General features: G+C 69.0%; 17 protein-coding genes. 12 read left to right on the top strand and 5 right to left on the bottom strand.

Annotation, left to right across the window (positions count from 1 at the left end; genetic code table 11):
- Positions 1-94: 94 nt before the first annotated feature.
- From ACAD63_RS21645 to gatC, 4 genes are all read right to left on the bottom strand, one after another.
- Positions 95-1,183, bottom strand: a complete 1,089-nt coding sequence (locus ACAD63_RS21645) for a dienelactone hydrolase family protein (protein WP_195427776.1) — start codon at positions 1,181-1,183, stop codon at positions 95-97.
- 32 nt (positions 1,184-1,215) lie between these two features.
- The gene (locus ACAD63_RS21640; RefSeq protein ID WP_135704110.1) at positions 1,216-1,674 is read right to left on the bottom strand and encodes a hypothetical protein; all 459 of its coding nucleotides are present in this window, start codon (positions 1,672-1,674) and stop codon (positions 1,216-1,218) included.
- A 2-nt stretch (positions 1,675-1,676) separates the two neighbouring features.
- On the bottom strand, positions 1,677-3,182 hold the full coding sequence (gatA, locus tag ACAD63_RS21635) for an Asp-tRNA(Asn)/Glu-tRNA(Gln) amidotransferase subunit GatA (RefSeq protein WP_133094969.1): 1,506 nt from the start codon (positions 3,180-3,182) through the stop codon (positions 1,677-1,679).
- 101 nt (positions 3,183-3,283) lie between these two features.
- The gene (gatC, locus tag ACAD63_RS21630) at positions 3,284-3,583 is read right to left on the bottom strand and encodes an Asp-tRNA(Asn)/Glu-tRNA(Gln) amidotransferase subunit GatC (protein ID WP_133094970.1); all 300 of its coding nucleotides are present in this window, start codon (positions 3,581-3,583) and stop codon (positions 3,284-3,286) included.
- A gap of 626 nt (positions 3,584-4,209) precedes the next feature.
- Between gatC and ACAD63_RS21625 the strand changes: the two genes are divergently transcribed.
- The 7 genes from ACAD63_RS21625 (at position 4,210) to ACAD63_RS21595 (ending at position 12,293) form a co-directional block, all read left to right on the top strand.
- Positions 4,210-5,253, top strand: coding sequence for a rod shape-determining protein (locus ACAD63_RS21625; RefSeq protein WP_008648066.1), 1,044 nt, complete (start codon positions 4,210-4,212; stop codon positions 5,251-5,253).
- A 196-nt stretch (positions 5,254-5,449) separates the two neighbouring features.
- Positions 5,450-6,433 carry a rod shape-determining protein MreC gene (mreC, locus tag ACAD63_RS21620; protein ID WP_135704112.1) on the top strand — a complete coding sequence of 328 codons (984 nt, stop codon included), beginning with the start codon at positions 5,450-5,452 and terminating at the stop codon, positions 6,431-6,433.
- On the top strand, positions 6,430-6,942 hold the full coding sequence (mreD, locus tag ACAD63_RS21615) for a rod shape-determining protein MreD (protein ID WP_029047791.1): 513 nt from the start codon (positions 6,430-6,432) through the stop codon (positions 6,940-6,942). The genes mreC and mreD overlap by 4 nt, the downstream gene beginning before the upstream one ends.
- Before the next feature lie 46 nt (positions 6,943-6,988).
- Complete coding sequence (gene mrdA, locus ACAD63_RS21610) at positions 6,989-9,280, top strand: penicillin-binding protein 2 (RefSeq protein ID WP_195427760.1); 2,292 nt, start codon at positions 6,989-6,991, stop codon at positions 9,278-9,280.
- 11 nt (positions 9,281-9,291) lie between these two features.
- The gene (gene rodA, locus ACAD63_RS21605; RefSeq protein WP_133094973.1) at positions 9,292-10,434 is read left to right on the top strand and encodes a rod shape-determining protein RodA; all 1,143 of its coding nucleotides are present in this window, start codon (positions 9,292-9,294) and stop codon (positions 10,432-10,434) included.
- Positions 10,435-10,513: 79 nt separating this feature from the next.
- The gene (locus tag ACAD63_RS21600) at positions 10,514-11,194 is read left to right on the top strand and encodes a DUF484 family protein (protein ID WP_133094974.1); all 681 of its coding nucleotides are present in this window, start codon (positions 10,514-10,516) and stop codon (positions 11,192-11,194) included.
- Between the two features lie 10 nt (positions 11,195-11,204).
- A complete protein-coding gene (locus ACAD63_RS21595) occupies positions 11,205-12,293 on the top strand; it encodes a tyrosine recombinase XerC (RefSeq protein WP_135704113.1) in 1,089 nt (362 codons plus the stop codon).
- Position 12,294: 1 nt separating this feature from the next.
- Here the strand turns inward: ACAD63_RS21595 and ACAD63_RS21590 are convergent, their stop codons facing one another.
- Positions 12,295-13,251, bottom strand: coding sequence for a transcriptional regulator GcvA (locus tag ACAD63_RS21590; protein WP_133094976.1), 957 nt, complete (start codon positions 13,249-13,251; stop codon positions 12,295-12,297).
- Positions 13,252-13,499: 248 nt separating this feature from the next.
- On the opposite strand from ACAD63_RS21590, the gene ACAD63_RS21585 reads away from it, so the two are divergent.
- The 5 genes from ACAD63_RS21585 (at position 13,500) to ACAD63_RS21565 (ending at position 17,594) form a co-directional block, all read left to right on the top strand.
- Positions 13,500-13,868 carry a DUF2917 domain-containing protein gene (locus ACAD63_RS21585; protein ID WP_135704114.1) on the top strand — a complete coding sequence of 123 codons (369 nt, stop codon included), beginning with the start codon at positions 13,500-13,502 and terminating at the stop codon, positions 13,866-13,868.
- Between the two features lie 165 nt (positions 13,869-14,033).
- Entirely contained in the window at positions 14,034-14,771 is a 738-nt protein-coding gene (lipB, locus tag ACAD63_RS21580; RefSeq protein ID WP_135704116.1) for a lipoyl(octanoyl) transferase LipB, read from the top strand.
- A gap of 40 nt (positions 14,772-14,811) precedes the next feature.
- On the top strand, positions 14,812-15,807 hold the full coding sequence (lipA, locus tag ACAD63_RS21575; RefSeq protein ID WP_133094978.1) for a lipoyl synthase: 996 nt from the start codon (positions 14,812-14,814) through the stop codon (positions 15,805-15,807).
- A 120-nt stretch (positions 15,808-15,927) separates the two neighbouring features.
- A complete protein-coding gene (pxpB, locus tag ACAD63_RS21570; RefSeq protein WP_133094979.1) occupies positions 15,928-16,578 on the top strand; it encodes a 5-oxoprolinase subunit PxpB in 651 nt (216 codons plus the stop codon).
- Positions 16,575-17,594: a biotin-dependent carboxyltransferase family protein gene (locus tag ACAD63_RS21565; protein ID WP_434033241.1), complete on the top strand. Its 1,020-nt coding sequence runs from the start codon at positions 16,575-16,577 to the stop codon at positions 17,592-17,594. The genes pxpB and ACAD63_RS21565 overlap by 4 nt, the downstream gene beginning before the upstream one ends.
- The last annotated feature ends 63 nt before the right edge of the window (positions 17,595-17,657 follow it).

Here is a 17,657-nt window from a genome sequence, read left to right as displayed (position 1 = left end):
GGTATTCCTGTTCGGTTCTTTCGTTCTGTCTGTTACGGCGGGGCGGCGGGCCGCCCCGGGTTGGGTCTGTCTGGCTGCGGGCCCTCGGTGCGCCTCAGGGGTCGGGGCTGGCGAGCCAGGAATCGAGTTGCGCGAGCGCCGCGGCGCGCGCCACCGCGTCGCCGCCGACGGTCACCGCGCGCGCCTTGCGCACGCCGCCGCCGTTGCCGGCAGCGGGCACGTCGTGGCGGACGTGCAGCTCGCTGGTGCCGTCAAAGCCGTGATGGGCGCCGGGGTAGATCTCGAGCCGGAAGCGCGCGTTGGGCTGGCGCGCCAGCACGGCGGACTGCAGCATGGCGCAGCGCGTCGCGGGCGTCCAGTCGTCGGCGCCGCCGATCATCAGCAGCATGGGGGTGCGCAGCCGGTAATCGTGCTGGCGCACCGCGCGCTTGCAGCCGGGATAGAACGCGACGGCGCGTTCCACCTGCGGCGTGCCGGCCGGCCACGGGCGGCTGGCGTCGACGGTGGCCAGCACCGCCTGCGCGCCGTTGGACCAGCCCAGCAGCACGATGCGCGCGGGGTCGACGCCCGGCTGGCTGCCCAGCCAGCGCAATGCGGCCAGCGCATCGGCGCGGCGCGTGCGGTCGTCGATGCCGCGGTTGTCGATCGGCTCGGTGCAGATGCCGTGCGGTTTGCCGCGGGCGCTGAAGCTGTCGGGCATCAGCACGGCGTAGCCGCGCGCGGTCAGCCACTGGGCGTATTCGCGGTAGCGTTGCTGCAGCAGCGCCGAGGCGTCGGCGCCGTCGCTGGTGGCCATGGGGTCACGCGGGGACAGCAGGCCGCCGCAGCCATGCAGCGCCACCACTACCGGCAATGCGCGCGGCGTGGCGCCTTCGCGCGGCACGAACCAGTAGGCGGTCAGCGCCGGCGTGGCGGCATCGCCGCGCAGCAGCACGCGCTGCGCGGGCACCGGCGCCGCGCTGGTGGCTGCCGTCGCCGGCCCGGCTCCCTGGCGCGTCACCGTGCCCGGCGCCAGCGCGCCGGCCGGCGACAGCAGCGGCGGCTGTACCAGCGCCGGCGGCGGCAGGTCGGGTGCATGCGCCGCGGCGCCGCCCGACCACGCAACCAGGCCGAGCGCCATCACCGCCGCAGCGCGGCGCGCGGCGCGGCTGGCGCTGGCAGGGTGGGGCCGGAAGGCGGGCATGCGCGGCATGTCGGTTGCGGTATCTGCGGTTATCAGCGCGTGGCGGCGCAGCCGCCGCTGCCGGGCTCGAACATCACGGGCCAGGCCTGTTCATAGATGCCGGGCGTGCAGCGCTGCTGGCAGTTGGCATGCGCCAGCGTGACGCGGCGCGGGTCCTGCCAGACCATCAGCTTGCAGCCGCTGCCGTCGTTGGCGCGCAGCTCGATATGCGGCTTTCTCTGGACCTGGCGGAAGTCGGCCAGGTTGAAGGTGCACGAGCCGCGCCGGCCCACCCACAGCTTCCACGATAGCTGCTGCACGGTGTTGTCGGAAACGCGCAGCTGGGCGTCCTCGCGGAAGCCGTCTTCCTCGGTGCGGCGGCAGTCGCCGGCCAGGTCGATGTCGCGGCTGGCGATGGGCGTGGGCTTGCCGATGATCGGCAGCTGGATACAGCCCGCCACCAGCGTGGCGAATACCAGGGCGGCGAGCAGCCGGAGGAAGGTCGGGTTCATGGTCAGGCCTTGGCGGGGCGGCGCAGGTGCCAGTCGGTCGCCTGCTGGAACGCGTGCGCGGCCTGCAGCAGGCGCGCCTCGTCGAAGTAGTTGCCGATCAGCTGCAAGCCCACGGGCATGTTGCCATCGCCGAAGCCGCACGGCACGCTCATGCCGGGCAGGCCGGCCAGGCTGGTCGAGAGCGTGAAGATATCGGCCAGGTACATCTGCACCGGGTCCGAGGTCTTCTCGCCCAGCTTCCACGCCACCGTCGGCGCCACCGGGCCCATGATCACGTCGCACTGGGCGAAGGCGCGCTGGAAGTCGTCGGCGATGATGCGGCGGATCTTCTGCGCCTGCAGGTAGTAGGCGTCGTAGTAGCCGTGCGAGAGCACATAGGTGCCCACCAGGATGCGGCGCTTGACCTCCGGGCCGAAGCCTTCGGCGCGGCTCTTCTTGTACATGTCGAGCAAGTCGCGGTACTCGGCGGCGCGGTGGCCATAGCGCACGCCGTCGAAGCGCGACAGGTTCGACGAAGCCTCCGCCGGCGCGATCACGTAGTACACCGGGATCGACAGCTCGGTCTTGGGCAGCGACACCTCCACCAGCGTGGCGCCCAGCTTTTCATACTCGGCCAGCGCGGCGCGCACGGCCTGTTCGACGTCGGCCGACAGGCCCTTGCCGAAGTATTCCTTCGGCAGGCCGATGCGCAGGCCCGCCAGCGGGCGCTCGGCGCTGGCGCCGGCGCGCGGCTGGCCCAGCAGGCGCGTGTAGTCCTCGTCCACGCCGCCTTGCTCCGGCGGGATGCTGGTCGAGTCCTTGGGGTCGAAGCCGGCCATGGCGTTGAGCAGCAGCGCGCAATCCTCGGCGGAGTGCGCCATCGGGCCGCCCTGGTCCAGCGACGAGGCGAAGGCGATCATGCCGTAGCGCGACACGCGGCCGTAGGTCGGCTTGATGCCGGTGATGCCCGAGAACGACGCCGGCTGGCGGATCGAGCCGCCGGTGTCGGTGCCGGTGGCGGCGGGCGCCAGGCCGGCGGCGACGGCCGCGGCCGAGCCGCCCGACGAGCCGCCGGGCACGCGGCTGGTGTCCCACGGGTTGCGCACCGGGCCGAAATGCGAGTTCTCGTTGGACGAGCCCATCGCGAATTCGTCCATGTTGGTCTTGCCCAGCGTGACCATGCCGGCGGCGGCCATGCGCTCGACCACGGTGGCGTCGAACGGGCTTTCATAGTTGCCCAGCATCTTCGAGCCGGCGGTGGCGCGCCAGCCGCGGGTGACGAACACGTCCTTGTGCGCGACCGGCACGCCGGTCAGCGGCGCGGCCTCGCCGCGCGCGCGGCGCTCGTCGGCGGCGCGCGCCTGCGCCAGGGTGCGCTCGGGGTCGACGTGGATAAAGGCGTTGAGCGCGGCGGCCTGCTCGATGCGGGACAGGTACTCGCGCGCGAGTTCCTCGGCGGAGACGGTGCGCGCGGCAAGGGCGTCGGCGAGCTGGCGCAGGGAGGTCACGGAATCAGCGGAAAAGGGCATGACAGTCGGGTTGGCATTCGGGGTGGCGTACTGGCTGGGTCGGCCGGGCGGCAAGATCCTGCAAGCTTCGACAAGGATTGGCAGCGCGCGGCCGGCGCAGGTCACTCGATGACCTTGGGCACCAGGTACAGCCCGTTCTCGGTGGCCGGGGCGGGGCGCTGGTAGTCGTCGCGGCGGTCGCTCTCGGTGACTGCATCGTCACGCAGGCGCTGCACCATGTCGCGTACGGCCGACAGCGGGTGCGCCAGCGGCTCGATGCCGGTGGTGTCGACCGCCTGCATCTGCTCGACCAGCGAGAAAAAGTTGTTCAGCTGCGCAAGCGTCTGTTCGGCCTCGTCATCGCTGGTTTCGATGCGGGCCAGGTGGGCGATGCGCTTGACGTCGGATAGGTCGAGGGCCATGGCGTGGTGGTTCGGATGCTCGGATGCGGAAGGTGCCGGCAGCGGCCGGCGGCCGGCCGTGCGGCGGTGGCGTCGCGCGGTCGGACAGGGCGGCTCCGGGACGCTGCAACGGCGCAACGGAGCCATCGGAATTACAGGGTTTTTCAGGCCGTAAACGCCCGAAGCAGCAGGAATTATAAGGTATCATTGCGTGCTCCCGACCTTTGGCAACGCCTTCGTCACTTTGCCGCAAGCCGGTCCCCGGCTGGCCCGCCGTGCCTGGCGGCCGAAGGTGCCCGAAGGGCGAACCTGGGTCCTCTGATTAGGCCTTTGCCACCGGCCACGACACGCCCGAATGCAACGGGTCATGACGCGCCGGTGCCTGCACATTTTCGTGCGCATCGTCGCGAACTTTCTCGCGAGGTCTAATCAAAGGTTCCCGTAGGGCCGGCCTGCGCGGCATGACGGCGGCGGTGCCGAACCCGACTCCAATCCAGCACCCGGCCCGGGCCCACCGCGCCGGAGCGTGGGCGGGCCGGGAAGCCGAGAACCATTCCGTATTCAACACCCAAGCAATTCGTGGCCGGGCCGCCCGCGGCGCCGGCCGCTTCGCCTACCCGCGAACACCATCACAGACAGGACTCCTGATGTTCGGATTTCTCCGCAGCTACTTCTCCAACGACCTGGCGATCGACCTCGGCACCGCCAACACGCTGATCTACATGCGCGACAAGGGCATCGTGCTGGACGAGCCCTCGGTCGTCGCGATCCGCCAGGAAGGCGGCCCCAACGCCAAGAAGACGATCACGGCGGTGGGCAAGGAAGCCAAGCAGATGCTGGGCAAGGTGCCGGGCAACATCGAGGCGATCCGCCCGATGAAGGATGGCGTGATCGCCGACTTCACCGTCACCGAGCAGATGCTCAAGCAATTCATCAAGATGGTGCACGACAGCAAGCTGCTGCGCCCGAGCCCGCGCATCATCATCTGCGTGCCGTGCGGCTCGACCCAGGTCGAGCGCCGCGCCATCCGTGAATCCGCCCTGGGCGCCGGCGCCAGCCAGGTGTACCTGATCGAGGAGCCGATGTCGGCCGCGATCGGCGCCGGCCTGCCGGTGTCGGAGCCGTCGGGCTCGATGGTGGTGGACATTGGCGGCGGCACCACCGAGGTGGGCATCATCTCGCTGGGCGGCATGGTCTACAAGGGTTCGGTGCGCGTCGGCGGCGACAAGTTCGACGAGGCCATCGTCAACTACATCCGCCGCAACTACGGCATGCTGATCGGCGAGCAGACCGCCGAAGCGATCAAGAAGGAAATCGGCTCGGCCTTCCCGGGCTCCGAAGTCCGCGAGATGGAAGTCAAGGGCCGCAACCTTTCCGAGGGCATCCCGCGCGCCTTTACCGTTTCGTCCAATGAAATCCTGGAAGCCCTGACCGATCCGCTGAACCAGATCGTGTCGGCGGTGAAGATCGCGCTGGAACAGACCCCGCCGGAACTGGGCGCCGACATCGCCGAGCGCGGCATGATGCTGACCGGCGGCGGCGCGCTGCTGCGCGACCTGGATCGCCTGCTGGCCGAGGAAACCGGCCTGCCGGTGCTGGTCGCCGAAGACCCGCTGACCTGCGTGGTGCGCGGCTCCGGCATGGCGCTGGAACGCATGGACAAGCTGGGCAGCATCTTCTCCTACGAGTAAGCACCAGGAACTGCACGTGGCGATGCGCGGCCTGCCGGATCGTTGGATCAGGGCGGTGTCGCGGCGCCGCATCCGCCGGGGGATCGCCCCGGCAACGCCCGCCGCCCTGCGGCGCCGTGCCCACCCCGGGCGCGGCACCGCGGGCGGCGCGGTGTTTGCGGCATTCGCATGCGTGCACCGGCCTGCGTTCGGGTAAATGGATTACTCTCCTCCGCCGCTCTTCAAGCAAGGCTCCTCCGCTGTCGCCAGGCTGGTGCTCTACGTGGGCATCGCGCTGGCGCTGCTGGTGATCGACGCCCGTTTCAACGCGCTCAGCGTTGGCCGGCAGGTGGCCGCCACCGTGCTGATGCCGGTCGAACGCCTGGTGCTGGTGCCACGCGACGCGCTGCGCACGGTGTTCGACTACGCGCAGTCTTCGGCGATCCTCGCCTCCGAGAACCGCGAACTGCGCCAGATCGCCGTGCAGCAGGCCGAGGCCTCGGTGCGCCAGGCGCAGCTTGAGGCCGAGAACAACCAGCTGCGCAAGCTGCTGGGCCTGGCCCAGCAATCGGCCACGCCGGTGACGGCGGCTGAGATCCTCTATGACGCGCGCGACCCCTACAGCCAGCGCATCGTGATCGACAAGGGCAGCCAGCAGGGCCTGCGCGCCGGCTACCCGGTGATCGACGAGCGCGGCGTGGTGGGCCAGGTCACGCGCGTGTCGCCGTTCCAGTCCGAAGTGACGCTGCTGACCGACAAGGACCAGGCGATCCCCGTGCAGGTGGTGCGCAACGGCCTGCGCAGCGTCGCCTTCGGCGGCGCGCGCGCGGGCCAGCTGGACCTGCGCTTCATGGCCGCCGCCGCCGACCTGCAGCAGGGCGACCTGCTGGTGACGTCGGGGCTGGACGGCATCTATCCGCCGGGGCTGCCGGTGGCGAAGATCGTCCATATCGAGCGCAAGGCCGACACCGCGTTCTCGCGCATCTACTGCGAGCCGGTGGCAGGCGTGCGCGCGCACCGGCAGCTGCTGGTGGTGCGCTACGACTCCGCGATCCCGCCGCGCGAGACCGTCGAGTCCAAGCCCGAGGCGCCGGTCAAGGGCGCCAAGTCCGCCGCCGCACGCGCGGCAGCGGCCAGCGCCGCGGCGGCCAAGGCGCCTTCCGCCAGAGAGGCCAGGGACGCCAGGGAGGGCCAACGGTGACCAACCCCCAATACCTGCTGCGGCCGGTCAATCCCGCCTTTATCGCGCTCAGCTTCGTGCTGGCGTTCCTGTTCAACCTGATGCCGTGGGGCGACACGCTGTGGATCCCCGACATGGTGGCGCTGGTGCTGGTGTTCTGGAACATCCACCAGCCGCGCAAGGTGGGCATGGGCGTGGCCTTTGCGCTCGGCCTGCTGATGGACGTGCATGATGCGCGCCTGCTGGGCGAGCATGCGCTGGCCTATACGCTGCTGGCCTACTTTGCCATCACCATCCACCGCCGCGTGCTGTGGTTCACGGTCTACACCCAGGCGCTGCACGTGCTGCCGCTGCTGTTCATCGCGCACGCGGTGCCGGTGCTGATCCGCCTGGCGATGGGCGCGCCGCTGCCCGGCTGGCCGCTGCTGCTGGCGCCGGCGATCGAGGCGCTGCTGTGGCCGCTGGCGACCAGCCTGCTGCTGGCGCCGCAGCGCCGTTCGAGCGATGTCGACGAGACGCGTCCGATCTGACGCCAGATTTGACGCCACCCGTCCCTAACAGGCCCCGCGCAGTACTATGACCGAAATCCGCAACGTCGAACTGGAAATCGGCCGCTTCCGCATCCGCGTGGCGGCCGCGGCCCTGTTCACGGTGATCTGCTTTGGCCTGCTGTTCGCGCGCTTTTTGTGGCTGCAGTGGTACAAGCATGACCAGTACTCGGCCAAGGCCGAGGACAACCGCATCTCGGTGGCGCCGATCGAGCCCAACCGCGGCATCATCATGGACCGCAACGGGATCGTGCTGGCGCGCAACTATTCGGCGTACACGCTGGAGATCACGCCGTCCAAGCTGACCGATACGCTGGAAAACACCATCGAAAGCCTGTCGACGCTGGTGGAGATCCAGCCGCGCGACCGGCGCCGCTTCAAGCGGCTGATGGAAGAGTCGCGCAGCTTTGAAAGCCTGCCGATCCGCAGCCAGCTGACCGATGCCGAAGTGGCGCGCTTCTCCGCGCAGCGCTTCCGCTTCCCCGGCGTGGACGTGCGCGCACGGCTGTTCCGCCAGTACCCGCTGGGCGAGTCGGCCTCGCACGTGATCGGCTACCTGGGCCGCATCTCGCAGCGCGACCAGGAGCGCATCGAGGCCATGGACGAGGCCAACGATGCCGACAGCGCCAAGTACGATCCGCGCAAGGACGCCGACAACTACAAGGGCAGCAACTACATCGGCAAGATCGGCCTGGAGCAGAGCTACGAGACCGAGCTGCACGGCCTGACCGGCTTCGAGGAAGTGGAAGTCAGCGCCGGCGGGCGCCCGATCCGCACGCTGTCGACCTCGCCCGCCACGCCGGGCAATAACCTGATCCTGTCGCTCGACATCCGCCTGCAGCAGCTGGCCGAGGCGCTCTACGGCGACCGCCGCGGCGCGCTGGTGGCGATCGAACCGACCACCGGCGACATCCTGGCGTTCGTTTCCAAGCCGACCTTCGATCCCAACCTGTTCGTCGAGGGCATCGATACCAATACCTGGAACGAGCTCAACGGCTCGCCCGACAAGCCGCTGCTGAACCGCCCGCTGCGTGGCACGTATCCGCCGGGCTCGACCTACAAGCCGTTCATGGCGCTGGCGGCGCTGAGCACCGGCAAGCGCACCGCGGCGTGGGGCATGTCGGACCCGGGCTTCTTCACGCTGGGCAACCACACCTTCCGCGATGACAAGCCGGGCGGCCACGGCTGGGTCGACATGCACAGCTCGATCGTGCATTCGTGCGACACGTACTACTACGCGCTGGCGCGCGACATGGGCGTCAACGGCATCCATGACTTCATGAAGCCGCTGGGCTTCGGCCAGATCACGGGCATCGACATCGAGGGCGAAAGCCGCGGCATCCTGCCGTCGACCGAGTGGAAGCGCCGCGCCTACCGCAAGCCCGAGCAGCAGAAGTGGTATGACGGCGAGACCATCTCGCTGGGCATCGGCCAGGGCTACAACAGCTTCACCATCCTGCAGCTGGCGCAGGCGACCTCGGTGATCGTCAACAACGGCAAGGTGATGAAGCCTCACCTGGTCAAGGCGGTCGAGGACGCGGTCACGCGCAAGCGCACGCTGACGGTGCCCAAGGAAAGCTACACGATCCCGTTCAAGCAGGCCGACATCGACGTGATCAAGCGCGCCATGGTGGCGGTGACGCATGCCGGCACCGCGGCGCGCGTGTTCGCCGGCGCGGCCTATGAGTCGGCCGGCAAGACCGGCACGGCGCAGACCTACAGCCTGTCCAAGGGCGAGAAGTACAACCACCACGCGCTGGCCGAGCACAAGCGCGACCACTCGCTGTACACCGCGTTCGCGCCGGCCGACCAGCCGAAGATCGCGATCGCGCTGATCGTCGAGAACGCCGGCTTCGGCGCCGCGGTGGCCGCGCCGATCGCGCGCAAGCTGATGGACTACTACCTGACCGGCAAGTGGCCGGCCGAACTGGAGGCGATGGCGCCCCCGGCCAGCGAGCGCGTGGCCGGCCGTCCGCCCGTGGATACGCCGAGCGTGTTCACCACCGGCCAGACCGCCAGCATTGCCAGTGCCACGGTGATGTCCTCCGGTGCCGCGCCCGCGAGCGCCGTGGCCGCGGCTTCCGGCGCGCAGCCGGTGACGCCGGAGGCCATTGCCGCCGCGCTGAACGCCGAGGCGATCGCGCCGGCCTCGGCCGTCGAGACGCTGGACCAGCGCATGCTGCAGGCCCTCGGCCACAGCAAGCCCGCGCCGCAGCCGGCCTCCGCCCCCGCCGTGCAGCCCGCCAGGGCGCCCGCGCCCAAACCTCGCGTCAAGCCCGTGTCCGCCAAGGCGGCCAGCGGTGCCGACGCCACCCGCTGAAGGAGACGCGCATGGATCGCCGCCGCGTCATGTCCCTGATCAAGACCGCGCTGACCGGTTTTGACAAGCCGCTTTCGCTGATCGTCTTCCTGCTGTTTGCCACCGGCGTCGTCGCGCTGTACTCGGCCGCCATCGACATGCCGGGCCGCGTCGAAGACCAGTTGCGCAACATCCTGCTGTCGTACGTGGTGATGCTCGTGATTGCCTACCTGCCCACGCAGACGCTGATGCGGGTGGCGGTGCCGATGTACACGGTCGGCGTGGCGCTGCTGATCGCGGTGGCCATGTTCGGGCTGATCCGCAAGGGCGCGCGCCGCTGGCTCTATGTCGGCATGGTGATCCAGCCGTCCGAGATCATGAAGATCTCGATGCCGCTGATGCTGGCGTGGTACTTCCAGAAGCGCGAGGGCGTGATCCGGTGGTTCGACTTCATCGTCGCGCTGGGGCTGCTGCTGATCCCGGTTGGCCTGATCGCCAAGCAGCCTGACCTTGGCACCGCGCTGCTGGTGATGGCCGCCGGCCTGTATGTGATCTACTTCGCCGGGCTGTCGTGGAAGCTGATCCTGCCGCTGCTGGGGCTGCTGGTGGTGGCGATCACGCTGCTGATCACGTTCCAGAACGACATTTGCGCGCCGGGCGTGAACTGGCCGGTGCTGCACGACTACCAGCAGCACCGCGTATGCACGCTGCTCGATCCGACCAGCGATCCGCTCGGCAAGGGCTTCCACACCATCCAGTCGATCATCGCGATCGGCTCGGGCGGGGTCGAGGGCAAGGGCTTCCTCAAGGGCACGCAGACCCACCTCGAATTCATTCCCGAGAAGCACACCGACTTTATCTTCGCGGTCTACTCCGAAGAGTTCGGCCTGATCGGCAATGCGCTGCTGCTGGTGCTCTACCTGCTGCTGATCTTCCGCGGGCTGTTCATCGCCGCCAACGCGCCGACGCTGTTCTCGCGGCTGCTGGCCGGGTCGATCACGCTGATCTTCTTTACCTATGCGTTCGTCAACATGGGCATGGTCAGCGGAATCCTGCCGGTGGTTGGCGTGCCGCTGCCGCTGATTAGCTATGGCGGGACGGCGCTGGTGACGCTGGGGGCGGGGGTTGGGCTCCTGCTGAGTATTTCGCGGCAGAAGCGGTTGATACAGACGTAGCGCGGGCGGCACAGGAAAGGGGGGCGCGGCTCCCCTTTGCTAAACTGCCACCCAATTTTCCTCTACCGGTCCAAGCCCCATGAACGCCCAAGACGTTGCCGCCTACCTGCAGAGCCATCCCGAATTCTTCGAAGAGCACGCCGAGCTGCTGGCCACCGTGCAGCTGACCAGCCCGCACAGCCATCGCGCCGTGTCGCTGCAGGAACGCCAGATGGAAATCCTGCGCGAGAAGAACAAGGGCCTGGAGCTGCGCCTGGCCGACCTGGTACGCCATGGCCACGACAACGACCGTACCCAGCAGCGCCTGCACGACTGGCAGCTGCGGCTGCTGGCCGAGGCCGATTCGCACGCGCTGCCGTATGCCGTGCAGGACGGCCTGCAGCAGGCGTTCGACGTGCCCGCGGTCGCGCTGCGCCTGTGGAACGTGGCCGAACAATACGCCCACATGGAAGTCGCGCAGGATGCCAGCGAAGACATGCGCCTGTTTGCCGAGGGCCTGCGCGCGCCGTATTGCGGCGCCAACAGCGGCTTCGAGGCGGCAGCGCTGCTGGAGCGCGACGACATCGTTTCGCTGGCGATGGTCGCGCTGCGCGTGCCCGTGCGCGCGGCCGATGCCGGCGCGGACGTGCAGGGCACGGCGTTCGGCCTGCTGGTGCTGGGATCTCCCGATCCGCGCCGCTTCCATGAAGGCATGGGCACCGCCTACCTGGCGCAGATCGGCGAAGTCGCCGGCGCCGCGCTGAACCGCCTGCGCGACTGAGGCCAATGCCGTGAGCGCACGCCGGCCGCCGCGCCAGCCCGCTCCCGCGTTGGCGGATGACGGCGCGCCGCCGCCGTCGCCGTCGTCAGATCGGCCGGCCGATCCGCTGGTCGTACAGTATCTCGACTGGCTGCGCGGCAGCCGCAAGCTCGCCGACCATACGCTCGCCAGCTATGGCCGCGACCTGCGCGTGCTGCAGGCGCATGCCACGCGCTACGCGAGCGGCGTCGCATTGCTGGCGCTGCAGACCCACCATATCCGCAACTTCGCCGCCAGGCTGCATGGCAGCGGGCTGGTGGGCACCAGCATCGCCCGCACGCTGTCGGCGTGGCGCGGCTTCTACCAGTGGGCGGCGCGGCATGGCCATGGCGTGACGGTCAATCCGGTCGAAGGCGTGCGCGCGCCGCGCTCCGGCCATGCGCTGCCCAAGGCGCTGTCGGTCGAGCATGCGGTGGCGCTGGTTGCCCACAGCGCCGGCACCGATGCCCAGGCCCTGCGCGACCATGCGGTGTATGAACTGTTCTATTCCAGCGGGCTGCGGCTGTCGGAACTGGTGCAGCTGGACCTGCGCTATGCCGACGCCGACGGCTACCGGTCCAGCGGCTGGCTCGACCTGGCTGGCGCCGAAGTGACGGTGACCGGCAAGGGCGCACGCCGGCGCACGGTGCCGGTCGGCAGCAAGGCCATGGAGGCGCTGCGCGCCTGGATCGCGGTACGCGACACGCTGCTGCGCCCCGGCGCGGCACCCGACGACGCGCACGCGCTGTTCCTGGGACCGCGCGGGCGCCGGCTGTCGATGCGCACGGTGCAGCTGCGGCTCAAGCAGCAGGCGCTGGGCGCCGGCGTGCCGGCCGACGTGCATCCGCATATGCTGCGGCACTCGTTTGCCACGCACGTGCTGCAGTCGTCGGGCGACCTGCGCGCGGTGCAGGAGATGCTGGGGCACGCCAGCATCTCGACCACGCAGATCTATACCGCGCTGGATTTCCAGCACCTGGCGCGCGTCTACGACAAGGCGCACCCGCGCGCGGGACGGCGTTCGGCGCCACCGCCCGACGAGGCGGACGAAGCGGACGAAGCGGACGAAGCCGAGGACTAGCTCACTCCCACTGCGCCAGCACCTCGCGAAAGCGCTCGATCTCCGGCATCAGCCAGCTGCGGAAGGCCTGCACCTTGGGCAGGTTGAGCGAGCCCGGCGCACAGACGAAGTACAGCAGCCACGGACACGGGATGCTGACGTCGAACAGCCGCACCACGCGCCCTGCCAGCAGGTCGTTGTAGGCCAGCGACGAGCGGATCAGCGCGATCCCCTGGCCCTCCGACGCGGCCTGCAGCAGCAGCGACGAATCCTCCATCAGCAGGCCCTTGCGCGGCTCGGGCCAGTCCAGCCCGGCGGCCTCGAACCACGGTTTCCACGGATCGCCCTCGCCGCGCAGCAGCGGCAGGCCGGCCATCTCCTCCGGTTTCTGTGGCAGCCGGCCGCCGTTGAAGCTGGGGCTGCACATCGGGAAGAAGACGTCGTCGAGCAGCTTTTCCACATACAGGCCGGGATAGTCGCCGCTGCCCATGCGCAGCGCGATATCGACTTCCTCATGGGCAAAGTTGACCAGCGTGTTCGACGACAGCAGCTCGACGTCGAGCTCCGGATGACGCTCGATAAAGCTGCCGATGCGCGGCGTGAGCCAGCGCGCGGCGAACGAGGGCATGGTGCTGATGGTCAGGCGCTTGTCGCGGTTGCCGGCCTGCAGCACGCGCGTGGCATCGGCGATCTGCAGCAGCGCGTCGCGTACGCGTTCGGCGTAGATGCGGCCCGAGGGGGTCAGCGCCACGCGCTTGCCGTGGCGCTCGAACAGCGGCAGGCCCAGCTCGTCTTCCAGCGCGCGGATCTGGTGGCTGACCGCGCCGTGGGTGACGAACAGCTCCGTCGCCGCGCGCGAAAAACTCTCGTGGCGCGCCGCCGCCTCGAACGCGCGCAGGGCGGTCAGTGCCGGCAGGCGCGGCAGTTCGCGGTGCCAGCCGCGCGGCAGGTCCTTTTCCCAGGCGCTTTTCCAGGCCATGGCTGCCTCCGGTGAAGTCGGGTGTATGTGAGTTTGACTAACAAGAACAAAGAAAATATATCGTTTTGATAGTGTCAGGGCAATCACTAATATTCCATCACCGGCCCCCGCTGTAGCGACTTACTTAACAGCGAATTCCACAAGGTTTAACTGGCCTGGTCCCCTTGCCGGGCCAATTTCAGTGGATTCGTTGCCGCATCGCGATAGCGTGGCGCAAGTGCCCCCGGCCGGCTGAACGGAGAACTTCGATGAAAACCGTGCTCACAACGACCGTGTTCACCCTGAATCCTGGCGAAGTCACCGCGCTGTCGGTGCACGCCGCCCAGCGCCTGCATGTCGAGAAAGCCAATGGCATGGACGTGTGGCTGACGCGCGAAGGCGATTCGGAAGACTACTGGCTGCGTTGTGGCGGCAGCCTGTTGCTCCGCTCCCGCGACGAGGTGGTGGTCAGCATCGACCCGCGCGCGCAGGAACCGGTACGCCTGGCGCTGATCGCCGAGGCGCGCCGTCCGGCGCTGGCGCTGGCGGATGTGCCGCACCTGGTGTACCGCAGCCTGCGCCGGCTGGTTCGAGGCACGGAATGGACGCCTAACCAGGACCAGGCGGCCGCATCCTGAAGCCGACGCGGGAAGCGGGCGGGGATTCGTCCGCGTTACACCGGCGCCACGCGCATCTGCGCCTGGCCTGGCCGCGTGACGCAAGCGGCAAGTCCTCGGTGCGGCAAGACTGACGGGAGCAGAGCAGGGCCGGCGCAAGCCGGCCCTTTTCGTTACACTCTCGCCATGCATCCGATTCAGATCATCGAACGCGGCCGCGAGGACTATCAGCCGTGTTTCGACGCGATGCGCGCCTTCACCGCCGCACGCTCCCCCGAGACACCCGACCAGATCTGGCTGGTCGAGCATCCGCCGGTCTACACGCTGGGCCAGGCGGGCGATCCCGCACACCTGCTGTCGCCTGACGACAACATCCCGGTAGTGCAGATCGATCGTGGCGGCCAGATCACCTATCACGGTCCAGGCCAGGTAGTGGCTTACCTGCTGCTCGATTTGCGCCGCCGGCACCTGATGGTGCGCGAGCTGGTCCACGCCATCGAGCAGGCAGTGCTGGACACGCTCGCGGCGTATAATCTCGCAGCCGAACGCAAGCCCGGCGCCCCCGGCATCTACCTGTCCGACGGGCCGCACCAGGGCGCCAAGATTGCCGCGCTCGGCCTCAAGATCCGCAACGGCTGCAGCTACCACGGCGTCAGCCTCAACGTGCAGATGGACCTGTCGCCGTTCCTGCGCATCAATCCCTGCGGCTATGCCGGACTGGAAACGGTCGACATGGCGACCGCGGGCGCCACCTGCCCGGTGGCGGATGCCGATGGCGCCCCCATGCCCGTGACCGCGGCACGACAAACCGACATCGCACAGCGCCTGGCGGCTGCATTGTGCGAAGTGCTGGCAGCGCACGAATCCCGCGTGCTGGCGGCTGAAGCCGCCGACGTGAATGCCGACCCGGCCCTGGCCTCCTAGTCAAAAGCGAAATGCACGCTGAGCGCGTGCGGAGAAATGTATGAGCGACGCCCTGATCGCCACTTCCAGCGAAGCCCCGCAGTCCCCCGCGGAGGCGTACGACCCGACCCGCAAGCAAAAGTCGGCCGACAAGACCGCACGCATCCCCATCAAGATCGTGCCGGCCGAAAAGCTCAAGAAGCCGGACTGGATCCGCGTGAAGGCCGCCACCGGCAATTCGCGTTTCTATGAGATCAAGGACATCCTGCGCGCCAACAACCTGGTGACGGTGTGCGAGGAAGCCAGCTGCCCGAACATCGGCGAATGCTTCGGCAAGGGCACGGCCACCTTCATGATCATGGGCGACAAGTGCACGCGCCGCTGCCCGTTCTGCGACGTCGGCCACGGCCGCCCGGATCCGCTGGACGTGAACGAGCCCGGCAACCTGGCGCGCACCATCTCCCAGCTCAAGCTGAACTACGTGGTGATTACCAGCGTCGACCGCGACGACCTGCGCGACGGCGGTGCCCAGCACTATGTGGATTGCATCTCGCAGACGCGCGAGCTGTCGCCCGACACCCGCATCGAAGTGCTGGTGCCCGACTTCCGCGGCCGCCTGGACAAGGCGCTGGACATCCTGCAGGCCTGCCCGCCTGACGTGATGAACCACAACATGGAAACCGTGCCGCGCCTGTACAAGCAGGCCCGCCCGGGCGCGGACTACGCGCACTCGCTCAAGCTGCTGCAGGAATTCAAGCGCCGCAATCCGAACGTTCCGACCAAGTCCGGCCTGATGGTCGGCCTGGGCGAGACCGACGAGGAAATCCTGGAAGTCATGCGCGACATGCGCGCGCACGACATCGACATGCTGACCATCGGCCAGTACCTGGCGCCGTCGAACCACCACCTGCCGGTGCTGCGCTACGTGCACCCGGACACCTTCAAGATGTTCGAGGAAGAGGCCTACAAGATGGGCTTCACCCACGCTGCCGTGGGTGCGATGGTGCGCAGCTCGTACCATGCTGACCAGCAGGCGCATCAGGCGGGGTTTGCCTGAGCAGCATCGGGTTCATGACTTGTCAGAGCGGCCGGGACTAATCCCGGCCGTTTTGCTTTGCGCATCGCATTCCCCGGGCTGCCAGCCTACACTGGTAAAAAGTGCGCTACCAGGAATCCCATGAGCCCCTGCACCATCCACCGCCTCGCCGAACGAGCGCTGCTCTACAGCGTGGCGCCGCCCGCATCGCTCGAGGTCCAGCGCCGCATCTGGGCGATGGCGGCGCGGGCCGAAGGGTGGCGCGGCGTGGTCGACGTGGTGCCGGGCATGAACAACCTGACGGTGATCTTCGACGGCAGCGCCGATGTCGAAGGGCTGGAGCGCGGCCTGAAGCAGGCCTGGGCCTCCGGCGAGGCGCGCAACACCACCGGCAAGGTGGTCGAGATCCCGGTGCGCTATGGCGGTGGGCATGGGCCGGACCTGGCCGACGTGGCCGCGCACACCGGGCTGTCGCCGCGTGAAGTGGCGCGCCGCCATGCCGCCGGCGAGTATGTTGTCTATTTCGTGGGTTTCCAGCCTGGCTTTGCCTATCTGGGCGGGCTGGTGCCCGAGCTGGCCACGCCGCGCCGGCGCGAGCCGCGGCTGGCGGTGCCGGCCGGCTCGGTCGGCATCGGCGGCGAGCAGACCGGCATCTATCCGGCGGTGCTGCCGGGCGGCTGGCAGCTGATCGGCCACACCGATATCGCACTCTTCGTCGCGGATCGCGATCCGCCGTCCCTGCTGGCGCCCGGCGATACCGTGCGCTTTGTCGCCGAGGAAATCATCGCGTGATCGAAATCATCCGACCTGGCGCGCTCGCCTCGGTGCAGGACCTGGGCCGTACCGGCTTCCGCCATATTGGCGTGGGCAGTTGCGGGGCGATGGATACACTGGCCGTGGCGGTCGGCAACCGGCTGCTGGGCAATGCGCCCGGGTGCGCCGCCATTGAATTCACGCTGGGACGCGCCGCGGTCCGCTTCCATGCGGACATGCGCGTCGCGCTGGCTGGCGCGGAGTGCGGCGCGACGCTTGATGGCACGCCGGTCTGGTCCTGGCATGCCTTCGACGCGCACGCCGGCGAGATCCTGGTGCTGCCGCCGGCGCGTGGCGGCACACATGCCTATCTGTGCGTGGCAGGCGGCATTGCCGTGGAGCCGGTGATGGGCTCGCGCAGTACCGACCTGAAGGCCGCCTTTGGCGGCCTGGATGGCCGCGCGCTGCAGGAGGGCGACCGCTTGCCGGTGGGACGCGCGGGTTTGGCGGCCGATGGCGACTGGATCGGCGTGCAGGCGCCGGCGTGGGCGCTGCCCGCGGACGTCAGCGGCAAGGCCATGCCGGTGCGCATGTTGCCAGGCCCGGAGTATGAAGACTTCGAGGCGGAATCGCAGCAGGCGCTGTGGCAGTCCGACTGGGTTGTCACGCCCAACAGCAACCGCATGGGCCTGCGCCTGAACGGCCCCGCGCTGGCGCGCCGCGCCGAGCGCAGCGCCGACCTGCTGTCGCACGGCGTGGTGCCGGGCGTGATGCAGGTGCCGCCGGCCGGCCAGCCGATCGCGCTGATGGCCGATGCGCAGACCACCGGCGGCTATCCCAAGATCGGCGTGGTGATCGGCGCCGACCTGTGGCGGCTGGCGCAGGTGCCGCTGGGCGCGGCCGTGCGCTTCGTGCCGGTGACGCTGGCACAGGCCGCCGCCGCGCAGGCGGAGCTGGACCGCTACCTGCGCCAGATCGAACAGGCGCTGCAATGGCAGGGCGACGGCATGGCCATCGCCGCGCGCCGGCGCACGCTGACCCGCGCGGCGGCCTGAGCCGTCCGCGGTATTTGTACACATCGACAGAAGGCGGTATCGCGGCCCCGTCACCGCACCGCC

The organism is Cupriavidus sp. a3, assembly GCF_051015765.1.
GTDB classification, from domain to species: domain Bacteria; phylum Pseudomonadota; class Gammaproteobacteria; order Burkholderiales; family Burkholderiaceae; genus Cupriavidus; species Cupriavidus oxalaticus_A.
This window is presented reverse-complemented; position numbering and strand designations above follow the sequence as displayed.